The organism is Priestia sp. YIM B13486 (genome assembly GCF_042787865.1).
In the GTDB taxonomy this organism is placed as follows: domain Bacteria; phylum Bacillota; class Bacilli; order Bacillales; family Bacillaceae_H; genus Priestia; species Priestia megaterium.
Window position 1 is genome coordinate 22,116 of record NZ_JBHZOZ010000012.1, and the last position, 24,180, is coordinate 46,295.

At 36.7% G+C, this 24,180-nt stretch carries 26 protein-coding genes and 2 riboswitches; of the genes, 14 read left to right on the plus strand and 12 right to left on the minus strand.

The window, feature by feature from the left end; genetic code table 11:
- The first annotated feature begins 6 nt into the window (after window positions 1-6).
- The 3 genes from iolE to ACFX4G_RS22990 all read left to right on the plus strand — a co-directional run bounded on the left by iolE (window position 7) and on the right by ACFX4G_RS22990 (window position 2,911).
- Window positions 7-903, plus strand: coding sequence for a myo-inosose-2 dehydratase (gene iolE / locus ACFX4G_RS22980; RefSeq protein ID WP_097824972.1), 897 nt, complete (start codon window positions 7-9; stop codon window positions 901-903).
- A gap of 60 nt (window positions 904-963) precedes the next feature.
- Window positions 964-1,989, plus strand: coding sequence for a LacI family DNA-binding transcriptional regulator (locus tag ACFX4G_RS22985; protein WP_377577230.1), 1,026 nt, complete (start codon window positions 964-966; stop codon window positions 1,987-1,989).
- A 133-nt stretch (window positions 1,990-2,122) separates the two neighbouring features.
- Window positions 2,123-2,911, plus strand: coding sequence for a 5-deoxy-glucuronate isomerase (locus ACFX4G_RS22990; protein ID WP_377577233.1), 789 nt, complete (start codon window positions 2,123-2,125; stop codon window positions 2,909-2,911).
- Window positions 2,912-3,167: 256 nt separating this feature from the next.
- Here the strand turns inward: ACFX4G_RS22990 and ACFX4G_RS22995 are convergent, their stop codons facing one another.
- The 3 genes from ACFX4G_RS22995 to ACFX4G_RS23005 all read right to left on the minus strand — a co-directional run bounded on the left by ACFX4G_RS22995 (window position 3,168) and on the right by ACFX4G_RS23005 (window position 5,393).
- Window positions 3,168-3,386 (minus strand): hypothetical protein, encoded by a 219-nt coding sequence (locus ACFX4G_RS22995; protein ID WP_013055227.1) that lies wholly within the window; start codon window positions 3,384-3,386, stop codon window positions 3,168-3,170.
- Window positions 3,387-3,735: 349 nt separating this feature from the next.
- Window positions 3,736-4,602 carry a YitT family protein gene (locus ACFX4G_RS23000; protein WP_013055229.1) on the minus strand — a complete coding sequence of 289 codons (867 nt, stop codon included), beginning with the start codon at window positions 4,600-4,602 and terminating at the stop codon, window positions 3,736-3,738.
- Window positions 4,603-4,982: 380 nt separating this feature from the next.
- A complete protein-coding gene (locus ACFX4G_RS23005; RefSeq protein ID WP_377577236.1) occupies window positions 4,983-5,393 on the minus strand; it encodes an Lrp/AsnC family transcriptional regulator in 411 nt (136 codons plus the stop codon).
- 196 nt (window positions 5,394-5,589) lie between these two features.
- A riboswitch (PreQ1 riboswitch) is annotated at window positions 5,590-5,634 on the plus strand.
- Between the two features lie 9 nt (window positions 5,635-5,643).
- On the opposite strand from ACFX4G_RS23005, the gene ACFX4G_RS23010 reads away from it, so the two are divergent.
- Together ACFX4G_RS23010 and ACFX4G_RS23015 are read left to right on the plus strand one after the other, a co-directional pair.
- Entirely contained in the window at window positions 5,644-6,132 is a 489-nt protein-coding gene (locus tag ACFX4G_RS23010) for a QueT transporter family protein (protein WP_013081607.1), read from the plus strand.
- Between the two features lie 434 nt (window positions 6,133-6,566).
- Complete coding sequence (locus ACFX4G_RS23015) at window positions 6,567-7,016, plus strand: hypothetical protein (RefSeq protein ID WP_025601723.1); 450 nt, start codon at window positions 6,567-6,569, stop codon at window positions 7,014-7,016.
- Between the two features lie 471 nt (window positions 7,017-7,487).
- Here the strand turns inward: ACFX4G_RS23015 and ACFX4G_RS23020 are convergent, their stop codons facing one another.
- On the minus strand, window positions 7,488-8,924 hold the full coding sequence (locus tag ACFX4G_RS23020) for a DHA2 family efflux MFS transporter permease subunit (protein WP_377577239.1): 1,437 nt from the start codon (window positions 8,922-8,924) through the stop codon (window positions 7,488-7,490).
- 21 nt (window positions 8,925-8,945) lie between these two features.
- Window positions 8,946-9,521 (minus strand): TetR/AcrR family transcriptional regulator, encoded by a 576-nt coding sequence (locus tag ACFX4G_RS23025; RefSeq protein WP_013055235.1) that lies wholly within the window; start codon window positions 9,519-9,521, stop codon window positions 8,946-8,948.
- A gap of 339 nt (window positions 9,522-9,860) precedes the next feature.
- On the opposite strand from ACFX4G_RS23025, the gene rluF reads away from it, so the two are divergent.
- Entirely contained in the window at window positions 9,861-10,568 is a 708-nt protein-coding gene (rluF, locus tag ACFX4G_RS23030) for a 23S rRNA pseudouridine(2604) synthase RluF (RefSeq protein WP_025601719.1), read from the plus strand.
- Between the two features lie 36 nt (window positions 10,569-10,604).
- Here rluF and ACFX4G_RS23035 read toward each other — a convergent pair whose 3' ends face one another.
- A complete protein-coding gene (locus ACFX4G_RS23035) occupies window positions 10,605-11,558 on the minus strand; it encodes a TRM11 family SAM-dependent methyltransferase (RefSeq protein WP_013055237.1) in 954 nt (317 codons plus the stop codon).
- A 260-nt stretch (window positions 11,559-11,818) separates the two neighbouring features.
- On the opposite strand from ACFX4G_RS23035, the gene ACFX4G_RS23040 reads away from it, so the two are divergent.
- From ACFX4G_RS23040 to ACFX4G_RS23060, 5 genes are all read left to right on the plus strand, one after another.
- Window positions 11,819-11,977 (plus strand): hypothetical protein, encoded by a 159-nt coding sequence (locus ACFX4G_RS23040; protein ID WP_013055238.1) that lies wholly within the window; start codon window positions 11,819-11,821, stop codon window positions 11,975-11,977.
- A gap of 167 nt (window positions 11,978-12,144) precedes the next feature.
- Window positions 12,145-12,534 (plus strand): tautomerase family protein, encoded by a 390-nt coding sequence (locus tag ACFX4G_RS23045; protein ID WP_013055239.1) that lies wholly within the window; start codon window positions 12,145-12,147, stop codon window positions 12,532-12,534.
- Between the two features lie 359 nt (window positions 12,535-12,893).
- The gene (gene ftsZ / locus ACFX4G_RS23050; protein ID WP_013055240.1) at window positions 12,894-13,898 is read left to right on the plus strand and encodes a cell division protein FtsZ; all 1,005 of its coding nucleotides are present in this window, start codon (window positions 12,894-12,896) and stop codon (window positions 13,896-13,898) included.
- Between the two features lie 2 nt (window positions 13,899-13,900).
- Window positions 13,901-14,092, plus strand: a riboswitch (cobalamin riboswitch).
- Window positions 14,093-14,234: 142 nt separating this feature from the next.
- Window positions 14,235-15,776: a nickel ABC transporter substrate-binding protein gene (nikA, locus tag ACFX4G_RS23055; RefSeq protein WP_377577242.1), complete on the plus strand. Its 1,542-nt coding sequence runs from the start codon at window positions 14,235-14,237 to the stop codon at window positions 15,774-15,776.
- Between the two features lie 71 nt (window positions 15,777-15,847).
- Window positions 15,848-16,375, plus strand: a complete 528-nt coding sequence (locus tag ACFX4G_RS23060) for a GNAT family N-acetyltransferase (protein WP_377577245.1) — start codon at window positions 15,848-15,850, stop codon at window positions 16,373-16,375.
- 311 nt (window positions 16,376-16,686) lie between these two features.
- Here the strand turns inward: ACFX4G_RS23060 and ACFX4G_RS23065 are convergent, their stop codons facing one another.
- Both ACFX4G_RS23065 and ACFX4G_RS23070 read right to left on the minus strand, forming a co-directional pair.
- On the minus strand, window positions 16,687-17,988 hold the full coding sequence (locus ACFX4G_RS23065; protein ID WP_097824978.1) for a CitMHS family transporter: 1,302 nt from the start codon (window positions 17,986-17,988) through the stop codon (window positions 16,687-16,689).
- Window positions 17,989-18,131: 143 nt separating this feature from the next.
- The gene (locus ACFX4G_RS23070; protein ID WP_043981676.1) at window positions 18,132-18,575 is read right to left on the minus strand and encodes a YfmQ family protein; all 444 of its coding nucleotides are present in this window, start codon (window positions 18,573-18,575) and stop codon (window positions 18,132-18,134) included.
- Window positions 18,576-18,769: 194 nt separating this feature from the next.
- On the opposite strand from ACFX4G_RS23070, the gene ACFX4G_RS23075 reads away from it, so the two are divergent.
- Window positions 18,770-18,907: a lmo0937 family membrane protein gene (locus ACFX4G_RS23075; protein ID WP_013055244.1), complete on the plus strand. Its 138-nt coding sequence runs from the start codon at window positions 18,770-18,772 to the stop codon at window positions 18,905-18,907.
- A 32-nt stretch (window positions 18,908-18,939) separates the two neighbouring features.
- Here ACFX4G_RS23075 and ACFX4G_RS23080 read toward each other — a convergent pair whose 3' ends face one another.
- Together ACFX4G_RS23080 and rarD are read right to left on the minus strand one after the other, a co-directional pair.
- Window positions 18,940-19,710 (minus strand): TatD family hydrolase, encoded by a 771-nt coding sequence (locus ACFX4G_RS23080; RefSeq protein ID WP_377577248.1) that lies wholly within the window; start codon window positions 19,708-19,710, stop codon window positions 18,940-18,942.
- Between the two features lie 66 nt (window positions 19,711-19,776).
- Entirely contained in the window at window positions 19,777-20,697 is a 921-nt protein-coding gene (gene rarD / locus ACFX4G_RS23085; RefSeq protein WP_377577251.1) for an EamA family transporter RarD, read from the minus strand.
- Window positions 20,698-21,032: 335 nt separating this feature from the next.
- Between rarD and ACFX4G_RS23090 the strand changes: the two genes are divergently transcribed.
- Complete coding sequence (locus ACFX4G_RS23090; protein WP_025753011.1) at window positions 21,033-21,428, plus strand: SET domain-containing protein; 396 nt, start codon at window positions 21,033-21,035, stop codon at window positions 21,426-21,428.
- A 35-nt stretch (window positions 21,429-21,463) separates the two neighbouring features.
- On the opposite strand, the gene ACFX4G_RS23095 is transcribed toward ACFX4G_RS23090, so the two are convergent.
- The gene (locus ACFX4G_RS23095) at window positions 21,464-22,606 is read right to left on the minus strand and encodes an AI-2E family transporter (protein ID WP_013081622.1); all 1,143 of its coding nucleotides are present in this window, start codon (window positions 22,604-22,606) and stop codon (window positions 21,464-21,466) included.
- A 127-nt stretch (window positions 22,607-22,733) separates the two neighbouring features.
- On the opposite strand from ACFX4G_RS23095, the gene ACFX4G_RS23100 reads away from it, so the two are divergent.
- A complete protein-coding gene (locus tag ACFX4G_RS23100; protein WP_014461729.1) occupies window positions 22,734-23,003 on the plus strand; it encodes a hypothetical protein in 270 nt (89 codons plus the stop codon).
- Between the two features lie 248 nt (window positions 23,004-23,251).
- On the opposite strand, the gene ACFX4G_RS23105 is transcribed toward ACFX4G_RS23100, so the two are convergent.
- Entirely contained in the window at window positions 23,252-23,782 is a 531-nt protein-coding gene (locus ACFX4G_RS23105; protein WP_377577254.1) for an IseA DL-endopeptidase inhibitor family protein, read from the minus strand.
- Window positions 23,783-24,180 lie beyond the last annotated feature (398 nt).

The following is a 24,180-nucleotide window of genomic DNA, read 5'->3' on the forward strand; positions in this document are numbered from 1 at the left end:
GAAGAGATGTTCAAGGAAAATACGGTCAAACTGGGGATTGCTCCAATTGCTTGGACAAATGATGATATGCCTGAACTGGGAGCTGAAAATACATTCGAACAGTGTATCAGTGAGATGGCTTTAACCGGTTTTAAAGGAAGTGAGGTCGGAAACAAATATCCGCGAAATGTTTCAATCTTAAAAAAGGCATTATCGCTTCGGAATTTGGAAATTGCAAGTGCATGGTTTAGTACATTTTTAACAACAAAGCCGCTGGAAGAAACGGTAACGCCATTTATTGAACATCGCGATTTTTTATACGAAATGGGAGCAAAAGTAATTGTTGTGTCTGAACAAGGGCACAGCATTCAAGGGTTGATGGATGTTCCTTTATTTAAAGAAAAGCCTGTGTTCACGCCAACAGAGTGGAGCAGACTTGCAGAAGGCCTGCACCATCTTGGGAAACTGGCACGAGAAAAAGATATGCATATTGTCTATCATCATCATATGGGAACAGGAGTACAAACAACAGAAGAAATTGAGCAGCTAATGGAGCTTACCAATCCGGAGCTTGTTTCGCTGCTATTTGATACCGGTCATCTTGTCTTTTCAGGAGCAGAACCTCTTTATATCTTAAAAAAATATCTGCACCGTATTAAGCATGTTCATTTAAAGGATATTCGTCAAGAAGTAGTTGATCGAGTCAAAGAACAAGACCTAAGTTTCTTGCAAGCGGTAAAAGAAGGAGCCTTTACTGTTCCAGGTGACGGAGCTATTGAATTTGATGAAGTATTTACTACGCTTGCCACTTCGGATTACAACGGATGGTTTGTCGTAGAAGCAGAACAGGATCCAGCCCTTGCTAATCCTTTTGAATATGCGTTAAAAGCAAGAAACTTTATTAAAGAAAAAAGCGGTCTTTAATTTCCATTGTAAAAGATTTTACGCCTTTTATGTGTTTATGAAAGGAAAGGAGGAGAGGAAATGAAGCCAACCATTTATAGTGTGGCTGAAGAAGCAGGTGTATCAATTTCTACGGTATCAAAAGTCATCAATCAAACCGGTCATATTAGTGAAAGAACAAGACAAAAAGTAATTGAGGTTATGGCGCAGTTGAATTATCATCCAAGCGTCGTAGCATCTGCTTTAACAGGAAAACCCACTAAAACGATTGGGCTTCTCGTACCTGACATCTCCAACCCTTTTTTTGCCGATTTGGCAAGAAGCATAGAAGACCGAAGTCATGAGCGAGGTTTCCATGTTGTAATGTGCAATACCGATAACGATGCGGAAAAAGAGAAAAAGTATCTATCGCTGTTAATACGTCAGAGAATCGACGGTTTAATTGTAGCTTCTGCTTTTCGCAATGCTAATCTTTTAAAAAATATGCTTAAGCAAGATATACCGATTAGCGTTATTGCTTCAGAAATTCCTCACATATCCGTTAATACAGTGACAGTGGATGACTACAAAGGGAGCTATTTAGCGACTGATTATTTGCTGTCTTTGCATCATAAAAAAATTGCGATTATTACAGAAGATGCAAAAAGCAATCACGCCCGTTTAGATGCTTTTCGAGACGTTATGCAAGAAAATGGAATCATCGTGCCGCCTCAGCACGTTATTACGACCGAAGCAAGTATTCAAAAAGGATATGAAAGTGCTAAGCAAATTTTTTCAATGAAGGAGAAAGTGACGGCTATTTTTGCTTGTAACGATTTACTGGCTATCGGAGTTATCCAAGCTGCAAAAGAATTCAAAATTGATGTACCGCAAGACTTATCAGTGATGGGCTTTGATAATACGGTTCTTTCTACTACCATCACGCCCATGTTGACGACAGTAGCACAGCCGACAAAAGAAATGGCTGTAAACGTAGTGGATTTGCTGGTTAGAGAAATGAAATATCCAGCGATGCATAAAGAACATTTGCTTCTTGAGCCAAAATTGATTGTTCGAAAATCAACGGCTCCGTTACGAAGGGAAGCCACAGCATCTACAAATAATTGAACAAAATCAAGAATATTGCCGTTAATAAAAAATCCTCATAGTCACATATTTAAAAGAATTTAGAGAGTCTATGAAGAAAAATGAGTAATTAGTAAATTCTTATCGCGCTACTACATAAAGGAGGAATTCAAGCATGTTAGGTAAATTAGGTGAATTAAATAACGGATACAACGTACTTACAGAAATGACCGGTCAGCACAAAGATATGCTGATGGATATTGGGATTTATAAAATGGCCCAAGGAAAAGAGGAAACTTTACTAGACAGCAGCAGTGAAACCGCTGTTCTTTTACTAGAAGGAAAGATAAAGCTAGAGTGGGAAGGCCATTCGAAAGAAATTCAGCGCCAGTCCCTATTTGAAGAAGAGCCTTGGTGTTTGCACGTTTCAAAAAATGTGGAGGTCAAAATTACCGGACTTGCCGATAGTGAAGTACTAGTTCAAAAAACGGATAATGAAAAAGAGTTTTCATCAAAATTATATACGCCCGAAGATTGTCAAAACCCAGTGGCTGGTGAAGGAGTATGGGAAGGTACTGCTCAGCGTGTAATCCGAACAATTTTTGACTACAATAACGCTCCTTACTCTAACCTTGTTATTGGAGAAGTTATTTCTTATCCAGGAAGATGGTCGAGTTATCCGCCTCATCATCATGACCAGCCCGAAGTGTATTACTATCGTTTTGACAAGCCACAAGGATTTGGCTGCGCAATGGTTGGAGAAGATGCGTACCGTGTAGTTGATAATAGTTTTATTACAATTCCTGGTGAATTGGATCATCCTCAAGCAACGGCTCCTGGCTATGCGATGTACTTCTGCTGGATGATTCGCCATCTCGACAATAATCCGTGGACAGACCGTATTATGGAAGAAGAGCATAAGTGGTTATTAGAGGCGGATGCAAAAATTTGGCCTGAAAAATAAATAAAGCTCTATATAAGAAATGGGTTTCAAATGTTGAAAAACCTGGAATAAAAAATAATTATGCGTAAAATAATAGTTTATTTTTGTAAAATATGTTTTTATATGTTAAAATATAGCTTGTATTAATATTCAGGCGATGATATCGCTCTTTGCTGCAGATTCCTTTTTAGGAGTCTCTTTTTTTTTGGAAACGGAAGCAACAGATACAGACGATTCGTATATAAATTAAAAAGAAAAGGAGATAAGCGTAAGCCGCTTATCTCCTTTTCTTTTTAGCGTTATCTAATGCTAAGTTCTTTTTCACTACTTTTTCTAAAGCAACTTCCACGTGAACATTTTTTTCATCGATGTCATTCACAAGCACGACGGTTCCTTTTCGCCCTTTAATCTTTAAATCATCACCCGTAGAAGGAATGTTTTCCCTCAGCTGGCTTAATAGAAGCTTTCTGTTTTCAAAAAAGTGGACAGCCACCATTTTATCTCACCTAATTTCATATGATATGTGTGATACAAAGATGTGTATATGAAATCCTTCCTATACATTATGTCGCCAGGGGTGGTTTTAGAACACATTGAATAGACAATTGTTGCATTGATATATGAAATAAATAGGATGGCATAGTTATAAATCTTCTATTCTTGGACATACTTATACTACTAATCTAAAAAGGGATGTGGATGAAAATGAAGGTGGCTATCGGATTAAGTGTATTTACGGTCGTTACAGGAGCAATTGCGTTAGGGTCAGTTTACTTTTTAGCAGGTATCTTTTCGTTTTTCTTAACGGTTTTTTCATAAAAAAATCCACCAAGAGGTGGATTTTTTTATTTAGCAGCGGCTTTTGTTTCATGAGGCGAATTGCCGATAAATCCAAATTTTCCGCCGACAACTTCTTTTACTTCGTGGATGACAATAAAAGAATTCGGGTCAATTTGCTGGATTTTCTTTTTAATTTTTAATAACTCGTTCTTTTTAATAACAACGTAGATAATGCGTTTATCTTTGTTGGCGTAGTAGCCGTATCCGTAAAAGATGGTGGCTGCATTTCCAAATTCACTGGTAATAACTTGTGCTATGTCTTTGTATTGATCGGACATAATCGTCATTGCTTTTTTGTTGTGGAAACCTTCGATAACGACATCTACGATTTTGGCACAAAGATAGACGAATATAAAAGTATAGAGTGTGTTGTTGACGCCAATAGCAAAAACCGATGCTAAAATAATGACGCTGTCCATATAGAACATGCTTTTAGAAATATTATAGCCTTTTGTATAGTTTAATAAATAAGCTAAAAGCGTTGTTCCACCGGTAGATCCATCGGCGATAAAAATGAGAGCAAGTCCTGTTCCCATTAGTAAAGCCCCGAATACAATTCCTAAAATCATGTCGTGAACGTGAAAAGGAATATAGCTGACTAGACCGAGGAAAACGGACGTCATGACGGCTCCTAGAATCGTATAAAGAATCGTTTTTTTGGTTAGAAATTTATAGGCTAAGGCAATAAATATAAGGTTTACAAGAAATGTGCTGATACTTGTAGGGATATGAAATAAATAATATAAAACAAGAGCAATACCAACTGTACTTCCGTCACCTAATTTATTTGGAATGACGAAAAAATCAATGGATGCAGCAACTAAAAGTGCTCCAACAATAATTAAGATGATGTCTTTATAGATTGTTTTCAATATGCAAACCTCCTTGATTATTAGGATATTTTCATGTGTAATCTTGTTTTTACTAGTGTTTCACAAATGATAAAATAAAAAACGTCTTAGAAATTGTCTAGTTATAAAACTGATCAACTTCTAAGACGAAGAATTACGATACGTGTATAGGTCTTGATCCGGCTTTTCTATGCTTCGATGTCACCGATTATATAAACCTCTGACCGCTATGTCAACGCTATGAGAGATGTTCAACTTTTCAAAAAATAGAAGGCGGTTTCCTACATAAAAAAAGAATCCTTTGCGACGATGCAAAGGATTTTCAAATTTATTGGAATAGGGGGAATACGTTATTAGGATTACCATTTTCATAAATTAATATACCTTAATTTTCCAAAAAATTATTTGTTAATGACGATTGAAAGTTTGTAATTCACATGCTGATTTAGCTCTGTCAAAAAATCATTTAGTTCTTCATTTGAATGAAATTTGCATTCTAATAAGTAGCAGCCATCGCCGCTGATTTTAAAGTTGTTGATAACGTGCTCCTGCTGACTTTCTAAAAATGTAAGGTAGGGGTGGTGATGAATGCTCTGCGTATAGATATTTAAAAATGCATGGATGATGTAGCCGAGTTTTCGTTCATCAATGTTAATTGTATAGCCTTTGATAATGCCTTCATCTTCTAACTTTAATACTCTAGCAGAAGCGGCTTGTCCGGTTAAATGCACTTTTTCTCCTAATTCTTTCATCTTCATACGTCCATTTTTTGATAGTTCTTCTAGTATGTGCTTATCTGTATTATCTAACATCGCTACAAATCCTTTCGTATTTCAAATCAAAAGGCTTAACTACTTGATGTCACCTATGTATACTGATACGTCTTCTATTTTATACTAAAGGAAAGTAAGAAAAAAGAGCAGTCAATATGCAAGATATAGAAAGGAGCAGTAGTTTGTAAACAGCTAGATTGACGAAAGCTTAAGCTTGCTGTATGATTCTTTGAGTGTTTACGTGGTTCGTAACCATCCCACGTTAAAAAACTAAGGAGAGAATAGTAAGATGAATATAAGAACACTTTGCGTCAACGGTCTTTTAGCTGCTATGTATATTGCTGTCAGCATGTTAATCCAGCCGTTTGGCTTCACCAATATCCAATTTCGTATATCGGAAATGTTCAATCACTTAATTGTGTTTAATAAAAAGTACGTGTACGGCATTGTGCTAGGAGTATTTCTGACGAATTTGTTTTTTTCACCAATGGTTGCTTATGATCTGGTGTTTGGGGTAGGACAATCCGTGCTATCATTACTCATTACCATTTTTTCTATGCGCTACATTAAAAATATGTGGGCTCGTATGCTTGTTAATACACTTGTATTTACGTTCACGATGTTTATTATTGCGTTTGAACTGCACTTAGCATTTGATTTACCATTTTTCTTTACGTGGTTAACAACAGCTGTTGGTGAGTTCATTGTTATGCTTGTTGGAGCACCAATTATGGCTGCAATTAATAAACGTGTACAATTTAATAAGCTAGTTGGATAAAAAAGATGGGGCTGTGATAAATCTCACAGCCCCATCTTTTTTTCTTTGTTATTCTATAAGTGTAGTGATAAACCCCTTATTATTGAAGAGCTTTTCACGCATGGACAAATTACCCATATCTAGCATGTGAAAAGAGCAGGTCGCGTTTGCGGTCTGCTCTTTTTGCGTAAGGCAATAGGAAGTATCCGGTTAGATTATTTTGAAAGAAGGAGTGACAAATCTCACAGCGCATTCTTTTTTCTTTTGTTACGATATACATATAGTTGGCAAACTCCTTATCGAAAAGTTTTTCGCACAACAACACATTACCTATGCGTAGCAATTAAAAAAGCAGACCAATGACGGTTTGCTTTTTTAATTGTATTTTTCCATTAAATAACTTTTTTGAGTTATAATTGTAAAATAATCTTTGTTACTAGAGAGGGGATTGTTTTTTGAATAGAAAGTTAGGAATTCTTGTTTTATTAGCGTTAGTCATCTTATTTGCCGGGTGTTCAAAAGAAGAAGACAACGTTCCTTTAAGAGAACTAGAAAAGATAAGTATTAACGTAATCAAAGAACAAAAAATGAAGCAAGGGATTTCATATGAAATGGAATTAGTAAACAAGAGCGATTTGACCATCAAACAAAATAATGTATTTTTATCGTATCCTTTAAAAATGAAAAACGGTTATTCTGATAATAAATTTAAGGTGTTAGCAGAAGGAAATAAATTAAATATCAAGCCAAAACAAAAGGTTAAGTTAACGGCATTTCTTCCTTATAAAGGAACTAATAAAGCAGCATTAGCTATTGATGAGCCTGACGTAAAGTGCATAGGGTATTGGAATAAGCTTGATGACTACCATCAATTTTCTTTTGGAGGATCCTTGAAGCAAGAATAATATATAACTATTTGTTAAATGGTGGAACTGAACGTAAGGGATTGATAAAGGTGGTGAATGAACAGTGAGTGTAGACACCGATAGATTGATTAGCTTCTTTATTTTATAGGGAACACCCGCTGTTTTTAGTATAGTAGATTACTTTAAACTGAGTAAAACTGAAAAAAAAGAAGCTATAAGAGACTTAACATCTGTAAAATCTATTGTAACAACAGGATTTATATTGACCGGAGGAGTTATAGCGAGTTTAGGCAAGCTGCAAGCTGTTATCTCTGCTGCCTCTGCACGTTATAGGTACTTTTATTTTAGTCATTGGTGGTGTCGTGGGCGCTATTGAAGCATGGAAGATAGAAAGAAAAGTATTGTTATCCTTGTTTTAATAGTATCTATGATTGCTCTTACATTTATAATATAAATTCTGCATGTAACAAAAGCTGCTCAAATTGTGAGCAGCTCTTATCAGTTTCTTACTTATTGTGTTTCAAGCTGCTGGTCTTTTTTCTTTAACGTAAGAGCGAGCAGGAACGAAACGACGGCGAAAGCGATGGCTACATAATAGACGGTATGAACCCCGCTTGTCATACTTTTTATTTGTAACAGCGTTTTATTCGTTTCATTTGATTGTTGAATAAAGTGCTGAGAAGCCATGGTCATAATACTTGTATACAAAGCGGGTCCAATCGCGCCTGAAACTTGGTTAATCGTATTTGAAATAGCTGAACCGTGAGCATGAAGCGGTTTTGGTACTTGATTTAAAGCAAGCGTCATCACGGGCCCGATGCTTAAACCTACGCCAATTGTAAAGGCTGCGTATAAGATGGCTGCAGTCGTCGTGTTTGTTCCGCTTGAAATAGTAGTGAACAAACTTAAGATAATTGTTAAAAGGACTAAGCCCGTTAAAAGCAGCGGTTTAAATCCAATTTTGTCAAACAAACTTCCTCCCACCATAGCTGTTAGAGCCAGCGTTACGCCGCCTGGAAGCATAAGAAACCCTGTTTGCAAAGGAGACAGTCCCGCAGCCGTTTGGAAATATAGCGGCAAAATTAACATCATTGAAAACTGAATCATCATAATAAGAAACATTAAGAAAATCGATCTTGAAAACACAGACGATCTAAAAGGCTTCATATTAATCATAGGAGAATTCAGCTTGCTTTGCTGTCTGACAAATAAAGCAAGAGCTATGACGCCAATTATGAGCGTAAGCCATACGATAGGATTACTCCATCCCGTCTCTTCACCAGCTGCGCTAAATCCATAAACAACTCCTCCAAACCCAATTGTAGAAAGAATCACAGATGGGATATGAATTGTTGGTTTAGATGTTTCAGAAACGTTACTGAGCTTGAAAAGAGCAAATAGGAAAATAAGCGCCGCTGCAATTAAAAGACCTAGAAATATAATTCGCCACGAATGATATTGAATAATTAATCCTGAAAGAACCGGTCCTATTGCCGGTGCAAATAAAATAGCTACGCTAAAAATCCCCATTACGGTGCCGCGTTTGCTAACAGGCACGAGTGTTAACATTGTGCTCATCACAAGAGGTAAAATAATGCCTGTCCCTAATGCTTGAATCATACGGCCCACAAAAAGCAGAGAAAACCATGGTGTGATAAATCCAATGAAGGACCCAATTAAGTAAAAGCTCATAGCCGTCACAAACAGCTGTCTTAATGTGAATCGTTGAATTAAGAAAGCAGACACCGGAACAGAGATGCCGATTACAAGCATATATCCGGTAGTTAACCACTGAGCTGAGCTCGTTCTAATGTGAAAATCTGAAATGATACTTGGCAAGGCCACGTTCATTACCGTTTCACTAATTAAGCATAAAAAATTTCCTAGAATCAAAATGAAAAGGATAAGCTTACTTTGTGTACTCATTTTTTCTTCTGTTTGTGTCATAAGTGACCTCCTTTTACTAAATTAATTTTTGTTTGCAAACAGCTTACCAATTTGGTCAGCTGCAATTTGCATAGGGACTGTACTATTTTTAGTTAATGAAAGAGTATAAGCACCTTCAATCCAAGACTGTATAGCTGAACCTAGCTGTCTTGCTTCCTCTTGTTCATAACCTGAACAAACTAACTTATCTGCATAAACTTGCTCCCACTCGTTATACACGTCTTCACAGGCCATACGAAGCGTTTCGTTTGATGACCATACTTCACTCGACATAGCAGCGAGAGAGATATCCGCTTCATTTTCCACTTGTTCAAACATTCGATCAGCCATCATTTTTATATGATATTGAATAGCTGCCGCGGCATCTTCATGAGAAGCGAGGGATTTTTCGATATAAGCTTTGACTCTTTCTCCCGTTTTTTGAATAGCTTCTTTTGCTAACTGTTGTTTTCCATCCGGAAAATAATAATAAATAGATCCTCTCGGAGCGCTGCTTTCTTTTGTAATTTGACTTAGACTGGTGGCGTGATAGCCTTTTTTGCGAAAAAGTTTAGCAGCTGCGCTTAAAATTTTTTCTTTTGAATTGGTTGGTTCCATGAAAACAGCTCCCTGATATAATTACTAGTTGATCGGTCAGTATAATGGTAGCAACTCTATACTGATCAGTCAATCCAGACGTCTAGGTCTTGTATATAAGTGAAGATTGATGCAAGCTTCACAGGTGTAAGCATTGATTGAAATGTTAAGAATAAGGTTACAAAGTATTTTGGAGCTATACTTCTATTACTGTTAAAAAAATATGATTAAGTAATGAAATTAAAAGCAGACGAGAAGCGTATAGCATGTTACGATAGGGACGGTATAGAAATTGGCATATGTCTGTTTCTAATAGAAGAGACAAATTTTAAAATTTTTAAATGTAAGGTTGTGATTCACCTGAGACTGAATAAATTTATTAGCGAATCTGGAAAGGCGTCAAGACGCGGGGCAGATAAGTTAATTAGTGAAGGAAGAGTAACTGTTAATGGAAAGGTTGCAAAAGTCGGAGATCAAGTTAAGCCTGGCGATGATATTCGAGTAAGCGGCCAACAGCTTCGGATTGCTCGAAATAATGTATATATTGCGCTTAATAAACCAGTCGGCATTACAAGTACGAGTGAAAAAAAAGTAAAGGGAAACATCATTGATTTAGTCAATCACCCTTTGCGTATTCACCACGTTGGACGACTTGATAAGGATTCAGACGGCTTAATTTTACTTACAAATGACGGCGATATTATTAATGAAATTTTACGTGCAGAAAACAAGCATGAAAAAGAATATATTGTTGCAGTAGATAAGCCAATTACACCAGAGTTTATCAAAAACATGTCTGAGGGAGTAAAAATTTTAGGCACAAAAACGCTTCCTTGTGAAGTGACACAGCTGTCTAAGTATGAGTTTCAAATTATTTTAACACAGGGTTTAAATCGTCAAATTCGCCGTATGTGTGAAGTGCTCGGATATGAAGTATACCGCCTTCAGCGCACGCGTATTATGAATATCCATTTAAACAACTTACCTGTTGGGCAATGGAGAGATTTAACGAAAAAAGAGCGTACGCAGCTATTCAAAGAATTAGACTATGAACCTAAAGAGTGGTAAATAAAAAGACACCAGCCTGTTAGACTGGTGTCTTTTTTATTCGCATACAACTACTTGTCTAGAAAATACGCTTTTGCGCGCTACGCAGCGATCTGAAATAGAAAAGCCAGCTTCATGAATCATATGGTCAATCGTATCTACTGTAATCACGACTACTTTATCCGCAAAGCGGCGAGCGTGTTTTAAAATAGAAAGCTGATCTTCAGGCGTCGCGTGGGTGTAGAGATTGTAAGGCATGTCGATGATAGCTACATCATAGTGAGTTGTAACATCTGAAATCGGTCCAGTTTTGACATCACCGCTTAAGCCGAAATGCGCAATATTTTCACGAGATCCGTCGGTCACAAGTGGATTGATATCGCGTCCTACAATATCAATGCCCATTGAAAGGGCTTCTACAAGGACTGTACCGATACCGCAGCATGGATCAATCGCTTTGATTCCTTCAGGGTTTGGAACGGCAATGTTAGCTACAGCTCTTGCAAGGCGGGTACTGAGTGCTGTAGAGTATTCACGCGGTTTCTTCAAATGATGCAGCCATACCGCTTCGCTTTTTTGATATTTCCCAAAATACCAGCGTCCTTCAAATGGAACAATGCCAAACAAATGGTCAGGGTTATGCAAGTCTGCTTCTGCTACAAAATGCCAACCCACATCACGTTCAATAGCACGCTGACCTTTATAACTTATTTTTTGATCTTTTTCCAAGTCATTAATTTTCATAAAAATGAGTTTAAATGTTTTGTCTCCAAGGTCAATATCTTCTACTTGTTTACAAATATCTGCAAGGTCATCTGATTCATACATAATATCTAATCGTTCTTTGATAAAAGGGCTTCTGCTTGGATCAATTTTAACGGCACTTTTTATGATAGGTTTCTCAGTTTCAATTTCAAAAAGAGAGCGTCTCTCTAATTGACATAGTGAGAGTTCCTCTTCGCTGCATGCGTATGTGTAAATATACTGAGGCAGCTGCGTATGGTTATTCAATATCGTATCATCCTTTATCGTATCTAATTATCCTTCTTCTCAAACAATAGCGAGAAAAGAAGAGAAAAGCAACGAATTTAAATATATTTGCCCGTGAATACTAAATTGAAGCGCTACATAGTCCACTTATTTGACAAAACATGCTAAAATAACTGGTGATAACCTGCATGTGCTGCTGTCTATACAAAAGAACTGGATCAAGGTTTCTCAAAAATCATTTACACACTGCTGACATTTTGATGAATAGGAGAGGCTACGTGATGTCTAAAAGTGATCATGAAAAGCAACAGATGAGTCGGGCTGATATGAAAAAACAAGCCAAAACATCCTCGCAAAACCTTGTGATGAACGTACTCATTGCCATTGTATCTGTATGTATTTTAGCTCTTATTATAAATGTTTTTGTACTAATGAAATGAGCCGTTATGCTGCTCATTTCTTTTTATTAGGTTCAGCTTTTATTGAAGCGTTTGAGGTCTCTTTCACTAGAGAGCACATTGTGAATAGCGTATCTTTTTTTAACAAATGATAGTTGTGATATGATGAAGCAATAATACATTAGACAAAAAGCTGGAGGTTACTTAGTATGCCATTACTTAGATTTGATGTAATAGAAGGAAGAGATGAAAAAGAGTTAAAAACATTACTAGACGCTGCTCACCGAGCGATGCTAGAAGCCTTTGGCGTCCCGGAGCGCGACCGTTATCAAATTGTACATCAGCATCCGGCTCATGAAATGATTATTGAAGATACAGGTCTTGGCTTTGAGAGAAGCAAGGATTTGGTTATTATAAGTGTAACGAGTAAACAGCGGACAGAAGAGCAAAAGCAAGCTCTTTACAGATTAATTGTAAAAGAGCTTGGAGAGAGCTGCGGCATTCAGCCAAACGACATTATGATTTCGATTGTTGAAAACGGTAATGCTGACTGGAGCTTTGGCATGGGAGAAGCTCAATTCTTAACTGGGAAATTATAAAACGGTTTATTATCTAGAGAAGCCCTTATTTCTAAGGGCTTTTTCTCATTTTGTCTATAAAAATATTATTCTCTTAGTCACATCTTACTCAAAATTAAATACAGACATCTGTCAAATGAATGATACAATAAGCTTATATGCCATTTTGAGTGGAAAAACCATAAAAGAGTTTGGCGTACTAATTTTAGAACAACAATAAATTTACATAAAGATGTAAAGATTTAAAGGTTAAAAGAGAAGTGTATAAAATCTGTAAAACAAAAGAACAGTTACGCGTTAAACATAGGAGTAAAAGGTTCTTCACGTGTTTTTTCGGATAATAAGAGAAAGTAATTTTGATCATTGAGGAGGAACTTAGAATGTTTGGATTTGATGCAGATGTATCGCCACTAGTGCGAATTAAAGTAATTGGGGTCGGCGGTGGAGGAAATAACACCGTTAACCGTATGATTGAACACGGTGTACAAGGAGTAGAATTTATCGCCGTTAATACGGATGCTCAGGCGCTTAACTTATCTAAAGCAGATGTGAAAATGCAGATTGGTGCGGCCTTAACGCGAGGATTAGGTGCAGGAGCTAATCCAGAAGTGGGAAGAGAAGCAGCCGAAGAAAGCAGAGAACAAATTCAAGAAGTACTGCAAGGCGCAGATATGGTATTCGTAACAGCTGGCATGGGCGGAGGAACCGGTACTGGAGCAGCTCCGGTTATTGCCCAAATTGCCCGTGAACTAAATGCTTTAACAATTGGAGTAGTCACTCGCCCGTTCAAGTTTGAAGGAAATAAACGTACGAAGCAAGCAGTAGGCGGTATTACTGCGATGAATGAATCGGTAGATACCCTTATTGTGATTCCAAACGACCGCTTGCTTGAAATTGTCGATAAAAAGACGCCTATGCTTGAAGCATTCCGTGAAGCAGATAATGTTCTTCGCCAAGGTATTCAAGGTATTTCAGATTTAATCGCTGTTCCGGGGCTGATTAACCTTGACTTTGCTGATGTAAAAACCATCATGTCTAATCAAGGATTTGCGCTTATGGGTATCGGACGAGCTTCCGGATCAGACCGGGCAATTGAAGCAGCGAAAAAAGCGATTTCTAGTCCGCTGCTAGATGCATCGATTGATGGAGCAAGAGGCGTGCTGTTGAACATTACGAGCGGCAGCAGCTTGAGTCTTTACGAAGTACAGGAAGCAGCAGATATTGTCACGTCTGCTTCTGATCAGGACTTAAATATGATTTTTGGGTCCGTGATCAATGAAGATTTAAAGGACGAAATGATGGTAACCGTTATTGCCACTGGATTTGATGATGAAGATGTTTCACCATCAGCTTCTACTTCTAGAGTTTCAAGAGCACGCTACTAAATTAAATAACCAGCTTTTATGGTGGCAATTGTTTTTCAATTGCCTTAAAAGGGAATCCGGTGCAAATCCGGAGCGGTCCCGCCACTGTAACAAGGAGCCTTATGTCAAAAAAGCCACTGTCTATTTAGAGACGGGAAGGCGGTATAAGGCAGTGACTTGAAGCCAGGAGACCTGCCATAAATCGCAGCACACAATAACCTACGAGGATAGGGAGGTGTTTTGGCAGAACCAAAAATAGGATAAACAAGGGATACGTTTATCTGAATTTGTTGTGAAGACAAGCACTTCTTTTTAGAAGTGCTTTTTTGTGTATTAAAATAGAAGGTGGAAAAATCAATGATAAATAATAAAAAACTCGTATCTATGATATTTCTTGTGTTACTTTGCCTCACTGCTTGCGCTCCTAATGAAGAGAGCATAAGTATAAAAGAAAGAAAGAAAACGGATAAAAGTGTGACGTTTTTATTTAATTTTACATCTGCAACGCTTGATCCTCATACGGATGATAATTATACAGCAGTTCGTGCGGGAGTAGGGGAGACGCTTGTTAAAATCAGCAATGATTTAAAAATAAAGCCCTGGCTTGCTGAAAAGTGGGAAACGAAAGATAACGGTCTTACGTGGACATTTACGATAAGAAAGAACATTACGTTTCAAAATGGCAAAGCGCTAGATGCAAATGCCGTTAAGTCTTCTCTTCAAAGAACGATAGATCAAAGTTATGCGATGAAAAACGCTTTAAATATTAAAGAAATGAAAGCGAACGGTCATGCGCTGACAATTACATTAAAAGAACCAATGCCTAAATTTCCTTCTGAGTTAGTGCATCCAAACACAGCTATTATAGATGTTGATGTTTCTAGTATAGCTAAGAAGCCCATTGGCACAGGGCCATTTCACGTTTTGACTTTCGATCAAGGAAATCAAGTGAAGTTAGAAAGATATGAACATTATTGGAATGGGAAAGTAAAATTGAAAAATGCGATCTATGCATTTAACGAAGATGCTAATGCGCGAGTTGCGGCTCTTCAGTCCGGGACAGCCGATATTATTTATCGCCCGCCTTTAGAAAGCTTGAGCACTTTACAAGCGAATTCGTCTTTCAAAGTAAGTGGAGTACCTAGTGTGCGTACTCATTTATTGCTTTATAATCAAACCAATGACGCATTAAAAGACGAAACTGTAAGAAAAGCTATCGATACCTTACTGAACCGGAAAGAAATTGTCAGCAGCATAATGAACAATCAAGCGGCAGCGGCTCGAGGTCCATTTTTACCCCAATTTCCTTTTGCTGATAATACTGCTAGTGAGACAAAAGGAATAGCATATGCTAAAAAATATTTAGAGAAAGCAGGCTATCAACTCAAAAATGGCAAAGTAATCAAAAATGGAAAGCCATTATCCCTCTCTCTTGTCACATACAGCTCATTGCCAGAACTTCCTTTGATTGCTCAGCTTATACAGTCTAATGCGAAAGAGTTAGGAATTAATATTAAGATTCACCTAGTTGAAGACAGCGATGAATATGTAATGGCAAAAGATGATTGGGATTTAGCATTGTACAGCCTTATCACAGCACCTAGAGGAGATGCAAGCTATTATTTAAGTACGAACTATTTGCCGGGCGGTGGTTTAAATGCCAGCCGGATTGATGATGATAAGCTAACAAAAATGATTCAGCAGTTAAATTTAACCGTAGATGACGCAAAGCGAGATCAGTTAGCTAAGCAAGCAACCGCTTTGATTAATGCGGAAATGCTGACGTCATCGATTGTACATCCAAACATTGTTGTTGCTTATAATCAAAAGGTGAAAAACTGGACCACAAATCCAAGCGAGTATTATATGCTGACTCAGCATTTAGACGTAACGCCATAGTCAATATTGTGTTGTTCCTATAGGAAAAAGAGAAAGTATACAATGATAGATAAAAGGATGTGACAGTAAACGTGCAAGAAGTACAAATGTATCAAATTAAAGAAGTAAAAGAAAAGGATGCTGAAGTGATTCAGTTTGTCATGAATATGCGGAATGAGCTATTTCCTATGATGGAAAAAAATCAGCTTCCTGTGGATTTGCTTCATTTTAATGAATATTATGTTCAAGCGAAAGGCGCTGCTTTTTTTGCAGCTGTCACGGAAAATCAACAAGTAATTGGAACAATTGGTTTATACGCTTACGATGGAAGGTTTCATGCATTAAAAAAGCGATATGAACATAAAATCGCAGCCGAGATTGTAAAATGCTATGTCGATCCAGCATACCGGCGTCTAGGCATTGGACAGCAGCTGTTAAAGGCAGTGGAACAATTTGCTCAAAGTCATTTTTATGACACGTTGTATCTGCATACTCATCCTTTTTTACCGGGGGCTATTCCATTCTGGACTTCACAAGATTTTATCGAAAGACTTGCTGAACAGGATGAGCCATGGAATACGCTGCACATGGACAGAAAAATACAACCGGTCGTAATGTAACGATATTATACAGTAATTACCATAGAATCTAGATAAGAGCTCATGCTATAATGAGCGTACTTACATTTATAGCCTGTAGGGCAAGTCCTTACAGAAAAGAACCGCGTTTCGAATTGGCTGAAACGTGGTTTTTTTCTACGAAAAACAAATAACAAAATATTTTTAAAAATATCTATGAAATCGCTTTCAAAATAATGAAATATATTATATAATTACTAGTGTTGTGTTGTACTTTGTTAGTGTTAAATCAATATCCTACATGTGTGAGCCGATTGCCTTATGGTAGTCGGCTTCCTTTTTTATGGTAGAGTCTAAAAGGAAATAGCATTCGTTAAAATGGCTGTAATTATCATCACAATAGTTGTCCCAAAGGCCCACTTGAAAAGAAACTTTTGATGCTCCCCGAAATCTACTTCAACCAGCCCAATCAGAATGAAAGTAGCGGGTACTAAAGGAGATAGGGGAAACCCAGTTGTGGAATGTCCCAATAAAGCTGCTCGTCCTATTTCTACAGGGTCTACACCAAAATTAGCTGCTGTATGGCTAATAACAGGTAAAATGCCAAAATAATAAGCATCAGGTGAAAATACAAAGCTAAGAGGAAGGCTCGTTATTGCTACAACTAAGGGAAGGTGAGAGCCCAGCCATTCAGGAGTGAGGCTGACAATGGTATTAGCCATGGCATCCATCATTTTTGTTTCTGTAAAAACGCCTGTAAAGATTCCGGCTGCAAAAACCAACGTACTAACCATTACAAAGCTGTTTGCATGACTTAAGATTCTTTCCTGCTGTTCTTTTGGATGAGGAAAATTAACAAATAAAGCAATGGCAAAAGCAATAGCAAATAAAATAGGAATAGGGAGTATGTCTACGACCAAGAGAGTCATTAAGCACAGTGTCAATAAGGCATTAAACCAAAAGAGTCTAGGTGGCTTCCCAGGGGTCTCATGAACTGAAAGCTGTTCAGCAAAAGCCATTGATGAACCTTTTAAATGAATGGTTCCTAAGCGCGCTTTCTCTCTCTTTCCGAGTAGATATGCTGAAAATAAAGTCCACATCAATCCCGCTGCCATAGCTGGAATAAGAGGGTTAAATAGATCTGATACTTCTAATTGCAAACTTGCTGCGGCTCTTACGAGAGGACCTCCCCAAGGAATCATATTCATAACACCTGCGCTTAAACTAATGACACAAGCCAGTATTAGTCGGTTCATTCCCAGTTTTGTGTACAAAGGAAGCAAGGCGGAAACTGTAATTAAAAATGTAGAAGAGCCGTCTCCGTCCAAGCCAACAAGCATTGTAATAACGGCAGTTGCCATTACGACTTTTAAAGGATCGCCTTTCACAATGTTTAGGACACGAGAAATCATAGGATCAAATAAACCAACGTCAATCATTAGTCCAAAATATAAAATAGCAAAAACGATCATAATGGCCGTAGGAGCTACTTTTAAAATACCATTCATCATCATATCGCCCATATGGGCACTAAAACCTCCAATTATACCAAAGAGGATAGCGACAAAAATAAAAGCAACAACCACGGACAAGCGTTTACTGATGACAAGAAATAGAAAAGTCGCAATCATTCCAAACCCTAACAAAGAAAGCATTATCCATCACCTCTTATAAAAGTTAGAAAATTATATTAATTTACATTATAGCATTAGAATTACTGTTAAAGTTTGGTATTTTTAAATAAGATAGCTTCAAACTAAAACTAAAAACTAAAAAAGCCGCCTTATAGGCGACTGGTTTAAGCTAGGTCAGCTGTTATGGACTGCTTTTGAAGGTGATCAGACAGCAGGCTGTAAGCAATAATTTTCTTTTTATACTGTTTTACGACATCGACATGATCATCATAACTGTATACGCATAATCGAACATCTTTTTTTCCTTTTTTCGTATCGATAACCAGTGGAGTTTCACTGTCTTCTAGGTGTTTATAATAGTCCTTATTTCCGTCATGGACATAATATTGTTTTAAAAATGTTGCTTTATTAAAATAATCAATCACTTGCATTTTGTCTTTGCCTTCTAAATGTTTCCCATCAACTGTGACAGTAACGCTTTGGTCATCAAGTGTTGGGTGTAATTGAAATTTAGTCATAAGCCATTTGACCACTGGAGTTGGAAGACACGTTATTAATATTTTGAGTGCACTTACAAGAATGATGGAAAGTAATACAATCCACGTCATAGTTAATCATCTCCGCTATAGTTTAAATGAAATAAGATTACATACTTATTTTACCACAGAGAACATGATTGCTTTTTGTACATTATGTGAACCTTCCTCAGTGAAAAGATGTATATGAAATACGTTTATTTATGCACATTTAGGGAAATATAAAATTATAACAAATACTACATATAAAAAAAGGAGAAAAAATTATGTTGTGGACGATTATTGGACTTTTATTTATTTTTTGGTTATTAGGATTAGTTTTTCATATTGGCGGCGGCATCATTCACATTCTTCTTGTCATTGCAGTGATTGTGCTAATCGTAAAACTTGTGAAACGAATTTAGATATAAAAGGCCTTTCCTTAGGGAAAGGCCTTTTATGTGGAGAGATTATAAAAACAAGACGTATTTTGATATAAAAAATCATATGCTTCCGTTTCAGAAACTCCTTTGAGACGTGCTATTTCCTCAACGGACTGATGTATCATTGATGGAACCGTTATCTGGTTTTGAAAAGGTCCTTCAAATGGCCACGGACCATCTGTTTCGACCATCAAGTAGTCAAGAGGGTATTCCATGGCAAGCGCTTGGATTTTAGGCTTATATACAATATCAGGTGTAACTGAAATATAGTAACCGTTGTTTTTCATTCGTTCAACGGTTTTTTTAGCTCCTTTGAACCAGTGGAAGTGAGCTTTAGACACGGAATGTTTTTCCAGTAAGTCACACACAATTTCAGCGTCTTCATATACAGCGTGAAGAATTAATGGTTTTCCCCATTTTTTTGAATGAATAATAAAAGCTTCAAGCAGCTCCAAATAGGGCTCTAGAGAAAGAGTATAGGTCTGACTTAAGTAATAAGGTAGACCTACCTCCCCAACAGCTATCATTTCTTCATTGTTTTGATCAATCCAGGCAAACAGCTCCGCTAATTCATTTGAAGAAGGCAGCATTTGTTCAGGATGAAATCCGTAGGCGGGTTTCACACAGGAATACAATTGGCTGATTTTTTGATTAAGTTGGCAAGACTGTAATGTGGAAGATACAGAAATAAGCGCTTGTAACGAAGGATCCTTCTCTAGTATGTCTTTCCAGCTTTTCGGTTCATATTGATCGAGATGAATATGAGCGTCAATGATTTGTTTCATAAATATCGCTCGCTCCTTTCAGCCCAATTTGTTTAGAAATAATACGTAAGAAAATGTATGCTTCTGTTAGGCTTCCATTTTATTTTTTATGTATTTTTTGTTCCCCCATTTAGCAATAGATGAAAACGTATAAACAATAAGAGCTAACCAAATCAAACTAAAAGCAATAACATGAGCTTTTGTTAGCGATTCATGGTACAGAATTACTCCTGCTAGCAGAGATAAGGTTGGTGAAATATATTGAAGAATACCAAGCATTGATAATGATACTTTTTTAGCACTTTTTGTGAATAATAAGAGTGGTAGAGCTGTGACCATTCCACTTCCGGTTAACAAGAGACTTGTTGAAAAAGAATCAAAAAACTGCAAGTGTGATTGAAACGTGAGGTAGCCTATGTATGCTAATGCAATAGGGGAGATGACCATCGTTTCAAGAGTTAATCCGATTGTTGAATCAGCTTTAATCTTTTTCTTTGCCAAACCATATAATCCGAAAGTAAGGGCTAAACTAAGCGAAATCCAAGGAACCACACCATAATGAAGACTGAGTGTTAATACCCCGATCGCTGCTAGTATAAATGAAAAAATTTGAGCCCCGCTTAATCTCTCTTTTAAGACAATAACACCTAATAAAACACTTGTTAGGGGATTAATATATTGTCCAAGGCTCGCTTCTACTATTTTTCCATCAATGACAGCCCACATAAAAATGCCCCAATTTGCACTAATAAGTACAGACGCAGTAAAAAGGGACCAGAATAAGGATGGTTTTTTCATTATTTCTTTTACAAACGTAATGTATGTACGCCATTTCTTTGTTATCAATAAAAGAATAAGCATAAAAATAAAAGACCAAAAAACGCGCTGAGCTAAAATCTCCCCCGGTGCTACGTGGTGAACCAGCTTCCAATAAATTGGCGTGAGCCCCCACATAAGATAAGAAAGGACTGCATACGTTACACCCTCTTTGTCATGATTTAAGTTCATTTAAAACCTTCTTTCTAACATGAGATAAATTTGGTAATAAGAGTGATAGATTAACATAAAAAAGCAGCATAAACGATTATATCACAGAGAAAAACGATTCTTCACATGTTGAATGGCTCAAAAAAGCGCTATGCGCAAGGTCATTGCTTTTCCGTGTCTAAAATAAAATCAAATTGCGTGTTTCTAACAAGGTAAGTGCTTACACAAGTGTGCATGATAAGCGCTCTTTCAGCTTATATTCAAGTGGTTATGAAAAACAGTTGATTTCCCCATTAGAAACTGTCAAGCTTAAGGAAGAAAAAAATCTTAGAGGAAAGAATATATAGGTGACGAATATGATCGAAATAAAAGCGTCTGCGATAAGCGACGGAGAATTTAACAGAGGTGTATTTGCTAAGCAAGATATTAAAAAAGGAACGCTTATTCACGAAGCTCCTGTTATCGCTTATCCTAATAAAGAGCATGATTTTATTGAGAAAACAACACTAGCGGATTATGCTTTTGAATATGGAGTGAATCATACGGCTATTCTTTTGGGATACGGTATGCTGTTTAATCACTCGTATACACCCAATGCTACGTATGAAATTAATTTTGACAATCATACCTTTGATTTTTATGCATATACGGATATCCAAGCAGGAGAAGAAATTCTCATCAACTATAATGGAGATGAAGATGATCAAGAGCTCCTTTGGTTTGATCGTGAAGATGAAGAAGAACAAAAGTAAAAAGTTAAGCCCATCGAAAATCGATGGGCTTTTTATTATGCTTTTTTATCTGGATACATAGTAGAATTCAAACGGATGAATTGGTAAATATGCGTAATAATAACTTTTAAAACGGCATATCCAGGGACGGCTAAAATGATACCGATGATTCCGAATAAGTTTCCGGCGGTTAGAATGACAAAAATGACGGTAATCGGGTGAATGTCTAGGCTTCTTCCCATAATTTGCGGAGATATTACTTTACCTTCAAGCAATTGAACAACTGCCCAGACAATGGCTAGTTTTACAAGCATGAAAGGAGAGGTAATAAACGCAATAATAATGGCTGGAATAATGGCGATAATAGGACCAAGGTAAGGCACAACGTTGGTTACCATGGCGATAATCGCTAGAAGTAATGCATAATCTAACCCAATAATCAGATAGCCAATGAAAAGCAGTACACCTATACAAATCGCAACAAAAATTTGCCCGCGAATATATGCGCTTAATGCGTGGTTCATGTCGGCTAAAATGAATTTAGCTTCAGAACGAGAGCGGTTTGGAAGCAGTTTTACAATGTAATTAGGTAAATTTTTCCCATCTTTTAATAAGTAAAAAAGAATAAAGGGTAAAACGGCAACCGATAATATAATTTCTGTAATGGTGCCGACAAAGTTCACAATACCGCTTGAAAATCCAGAAACATATTTACTCAAGTGTTTGGATGCATCTTTTGAAATCTTATCTAGGTCCGTGTTAGCCGACTGAAGACCTTGTTCGACATATCGGTTATTCGAAAGGTTCGTCACCGCATGCTGAACGTCATGCGTCAGCTCTGGGATATTATCAATAAGACGGTCAACTTGATTTTTTAGAGGCGGAATAACCGATGAAATAATAATGGCTAATGCGCCGATAATCACTATGTATAAAACAAGAATGGAAATAATTCGTTTTACACCTTTTCGTTCTAAAAAGTCAACAAGCGGATTAAATAAATAAAAGCAAATTCCTGCTAAGATAATCGGCAGTGCGATTGTTTTAATAAAAATAGAGATAGGAATTAAAATAAATCCGATTTTTGATAACGAAAAAATAGTCATGCTGAGAATAAAAATAATAATTGTATATACAACAAATTTATTATTTAAGATTTTTTCTCGGAAAAAAGTTCCTTTCTGAGGTCTAGGTTCCAACCTGTTCAACTCCTTTTAAAAATAAATGTATAGTTATCATACCCTGATTTAGACTAATTTAAGAGGATTTTTCAAAAAGAAGTGTGCATACTAGTAGAAAATCTTCTAGAAAGAAGGGGTAAAATCATTGAAAGAAGACAAACAACCATCGTATGATGATTTCTCTACAGTAGAAAAAAGCCATGAGTATATAACCGCTGAAGAATTTCCAGACGGTCCTTTCGGCTCTCCTGTTAATCAAAAACTGGGGAAATCTACTTCATGGGAAGAAGGGCAGCGAACGTATAGCGCATTTAATTATGAAAACAAAAATCTTCATGAAAAAGCGCAGAGATTATTTCCAGGCGCTCATCCTGTACATGATAACCCAGAGGAACATGAACAAAATCCAAGTTAATGTCTTTATTATGCTCTGAATATATTGCCCTATCTTTTTGCTGAATTATGTTGACAATAAGCAATTTAGCCTGTAATATAAAACGTAACTTATCACTGTTTCTACAGGATTCGACAAAATTTGATTTACTTAAACTTGTGATCTCAACTTCTATTTACAGCTATTAGAGCGCTGTAAGTAGAAGTTTTATTTATGTTATCGATCAAAAAGAAAAAAGCAGGTCTGCTCAAGCAGGCCTGCTTTTTTTATTATTGAACAGCGTCAAATTTATTTACTTTCCACTGAGAATTAGATTTATAGAATGTGACAGTTCGTTTTACGCTGCCGCCATCTACAGTTGGAACTGTGAATTCATAAGAGCGAACTGTTGCTGTTTGATACACAAGCTTAGTTTTTGCTTTTGACCACTCTAACATGCTGAATCCGTCGCCGATTGGATGTGCAAGTTTGCCGTTATATGTGATATAGCCGTAATTTGTTAATCCTTTTTCTACTGCACTGTTTGTAAATGTCTCAGATAAGTAGCTTGATAGCTCAGCTTTTGTATCAAATTCTGGGCAAAGATACACGTACTCAGTTCCTTTATATTCAAATGTACGTTCTGTACATGGTTTGTTTTTATAACCGTGCAGAGCACTCCAGAAATGATTGCTGGCACTAGCTGCAATTTTGACAGCATTTGCATCCGTTAGTGTTGTAGATGTTATTTGTGCTGTAACTCCAGTGCTTAGTGTAAAGAAAATAGCGATTGATGATAAAACTAGTCCAATTTTTTTCATTTCTAACTCACTCCTAATTAATTAACCTTATTTATGTAACAATTATGTGTTTTATATTTCTTTTGTTACATTTATATTACAATAAATTTGTAATAAAAGAAAGTGTTTTGTCTTTTTTTCTTAAATTTTTTTAGTTTTTTACTAGTTTCTAAACTAGTTATAGTAAGGGAATTACCAGTTAAAGGTTGATTTATCAACGTTTTCAGGCGTTTCTTTCTACTTTTTAATCTTTTTTTCAAAAAAAGATTGTCTGTAACAAAAATGTAATAAAAGAAGCTTAATACCTTTACGATACAGAAAAATAAAGATAAAACAGTGAAAGATCGATTCTAAAAGTTTGTTTTCCTTTTTTAGGCATATTTCTTTTTGGGTTTTGAGGTTTTTAGTAGAGTAGATTA

Bases quoted from the DNA above. Each gene is read 5' to 3' on its own strand.
- iolE (WP_097824972.1), top strand. From the start codon at position 7: ATGTTCAAGGAAAATACGGTCAAACTGGGGATTGCTCCAATTGCTTGG.
- ACFX4G_RS22985 (WP_377577230.1), top strand. From the start codon at position 964: ATGAAGCCAACCATTTATAGTGTGGCTGAAGAAGCAGGTGTATCAATT.
- ACFX4G_RS22990 (WP_377577233.1), top strand. From the start codon at position 2,123: ATGTTAGGTAAATTAGGTGAATTAAATAACGGATACAACGTACTTACA.
- ACFX4G_RS22995 (WP_013055227.1), bottom strand. From the start codon at position 3,386: ATGGTGGCTGTCCACTTTTTTGAAAACAGAAAGCTTCTATTAAGCCAG.
- ACFX4G_RS23005 (WP_377577236.1), bottom strand. From the start codon at position 5,393: ATGTTAGATAATACAGATAAGCACATACTAGAAGAACTATCAAAAAAT.
- ACFX4G_RS23010 (WP_013081607.1), top strand. From the start codon at position 5,644: ATGAATATAAGAACACTTTGCGTCAACGGTCTTTTAGCTGCTATGTAT.
- ACFX4G_RS23020 (WP_377577239.1), bottom strand. From the start codon at position 8,924: ATGACACAAACAGAAGAAAAAATGAGTACACAAAGTAAGCTTATCCTT.
- ACFX4G_RS23025 (WP_013055235.1), bottom strand. From the start codon at position 9,521: ATGGAACCAACCAATTCAAAAGAAAAAATTTTAAGCGCAGCTGCTAAA.
- ACFX4G_RS23040 (WP_013055238.1), top strand. From the start codon at position 11,819: ATGTCTAAAAGTGATCATGAAAAGCAACAGATGAGTCGGGCTGATATG.
- ACFX4G_RS23045 (WP_013055239.1), top strand. From the start codon at position 12,145: ATGCCATTACTTAGATTTGATGTAATAGAAGGAAGAGATGAAAAAGAG.
- ftsZ (WP_013055240.1), top strand. From the start codon at position 12,894: ATGTTTGGATTTGATGCAGATGTATCGCCACTAGTGCGAATTAAAGTA.
- nikA (WP_377577242.1), top strand. From the start codon at position 14,235: ATGATAAATAATAAAAAACTCGTATCTATGATATTTCTTGTGTTACTT.
- ACFX4G_RS23065 (WP_097824978.1), bottom strand. From the start codon at position 17,988: ATGCTTTCTTTGTTAGGGTTTGGAATGATTGCGACTTTTCTATTTCTT.
- ACFX4G_RS23070 (WP_043981676.1), bottom strand. From the start codon at position 18,575: ATGACGTGGATTGTATTACTTTCCATCATTCTTGTAAGTGCACTCAAA.
- ACFX4G_RS23075 (WP_013055244.1), top strand. From the start codon at position 18,770: ATGTTGTGGACGATTATTGGACTTTTATTTATTTTTTGGTTATTAGGA.
- ACFX4G_RS23080 (WP_377577248.1), bottom strand. From the start codon at position 19,710: ATGAAACAAATCATTGACGCTCATATTCATCTCGATCAATATGAACCG.
- rarD (WP_377577251.1), bottom strand. From the start codon at position 20,697: ATGAACTTAAATCATGACAAAGAGGGTGTAACGTATGCAGTCCTTTCT.
- ACFX4G_RS23090 (WP_025753011.1), top strand. From the start codon at position 21,033: ATGATCGAAATAAAAGCGTCTGCGATAAGCGACGGAGAATTTAACAGA.
- ACFX4G_RS23105 (WP_377577254.1), bottom strand. From the start codon at position 23,782: ATGAAAAAAATTGGACTAGTTTTATCATCAATCGCTATTTTCTTTACA.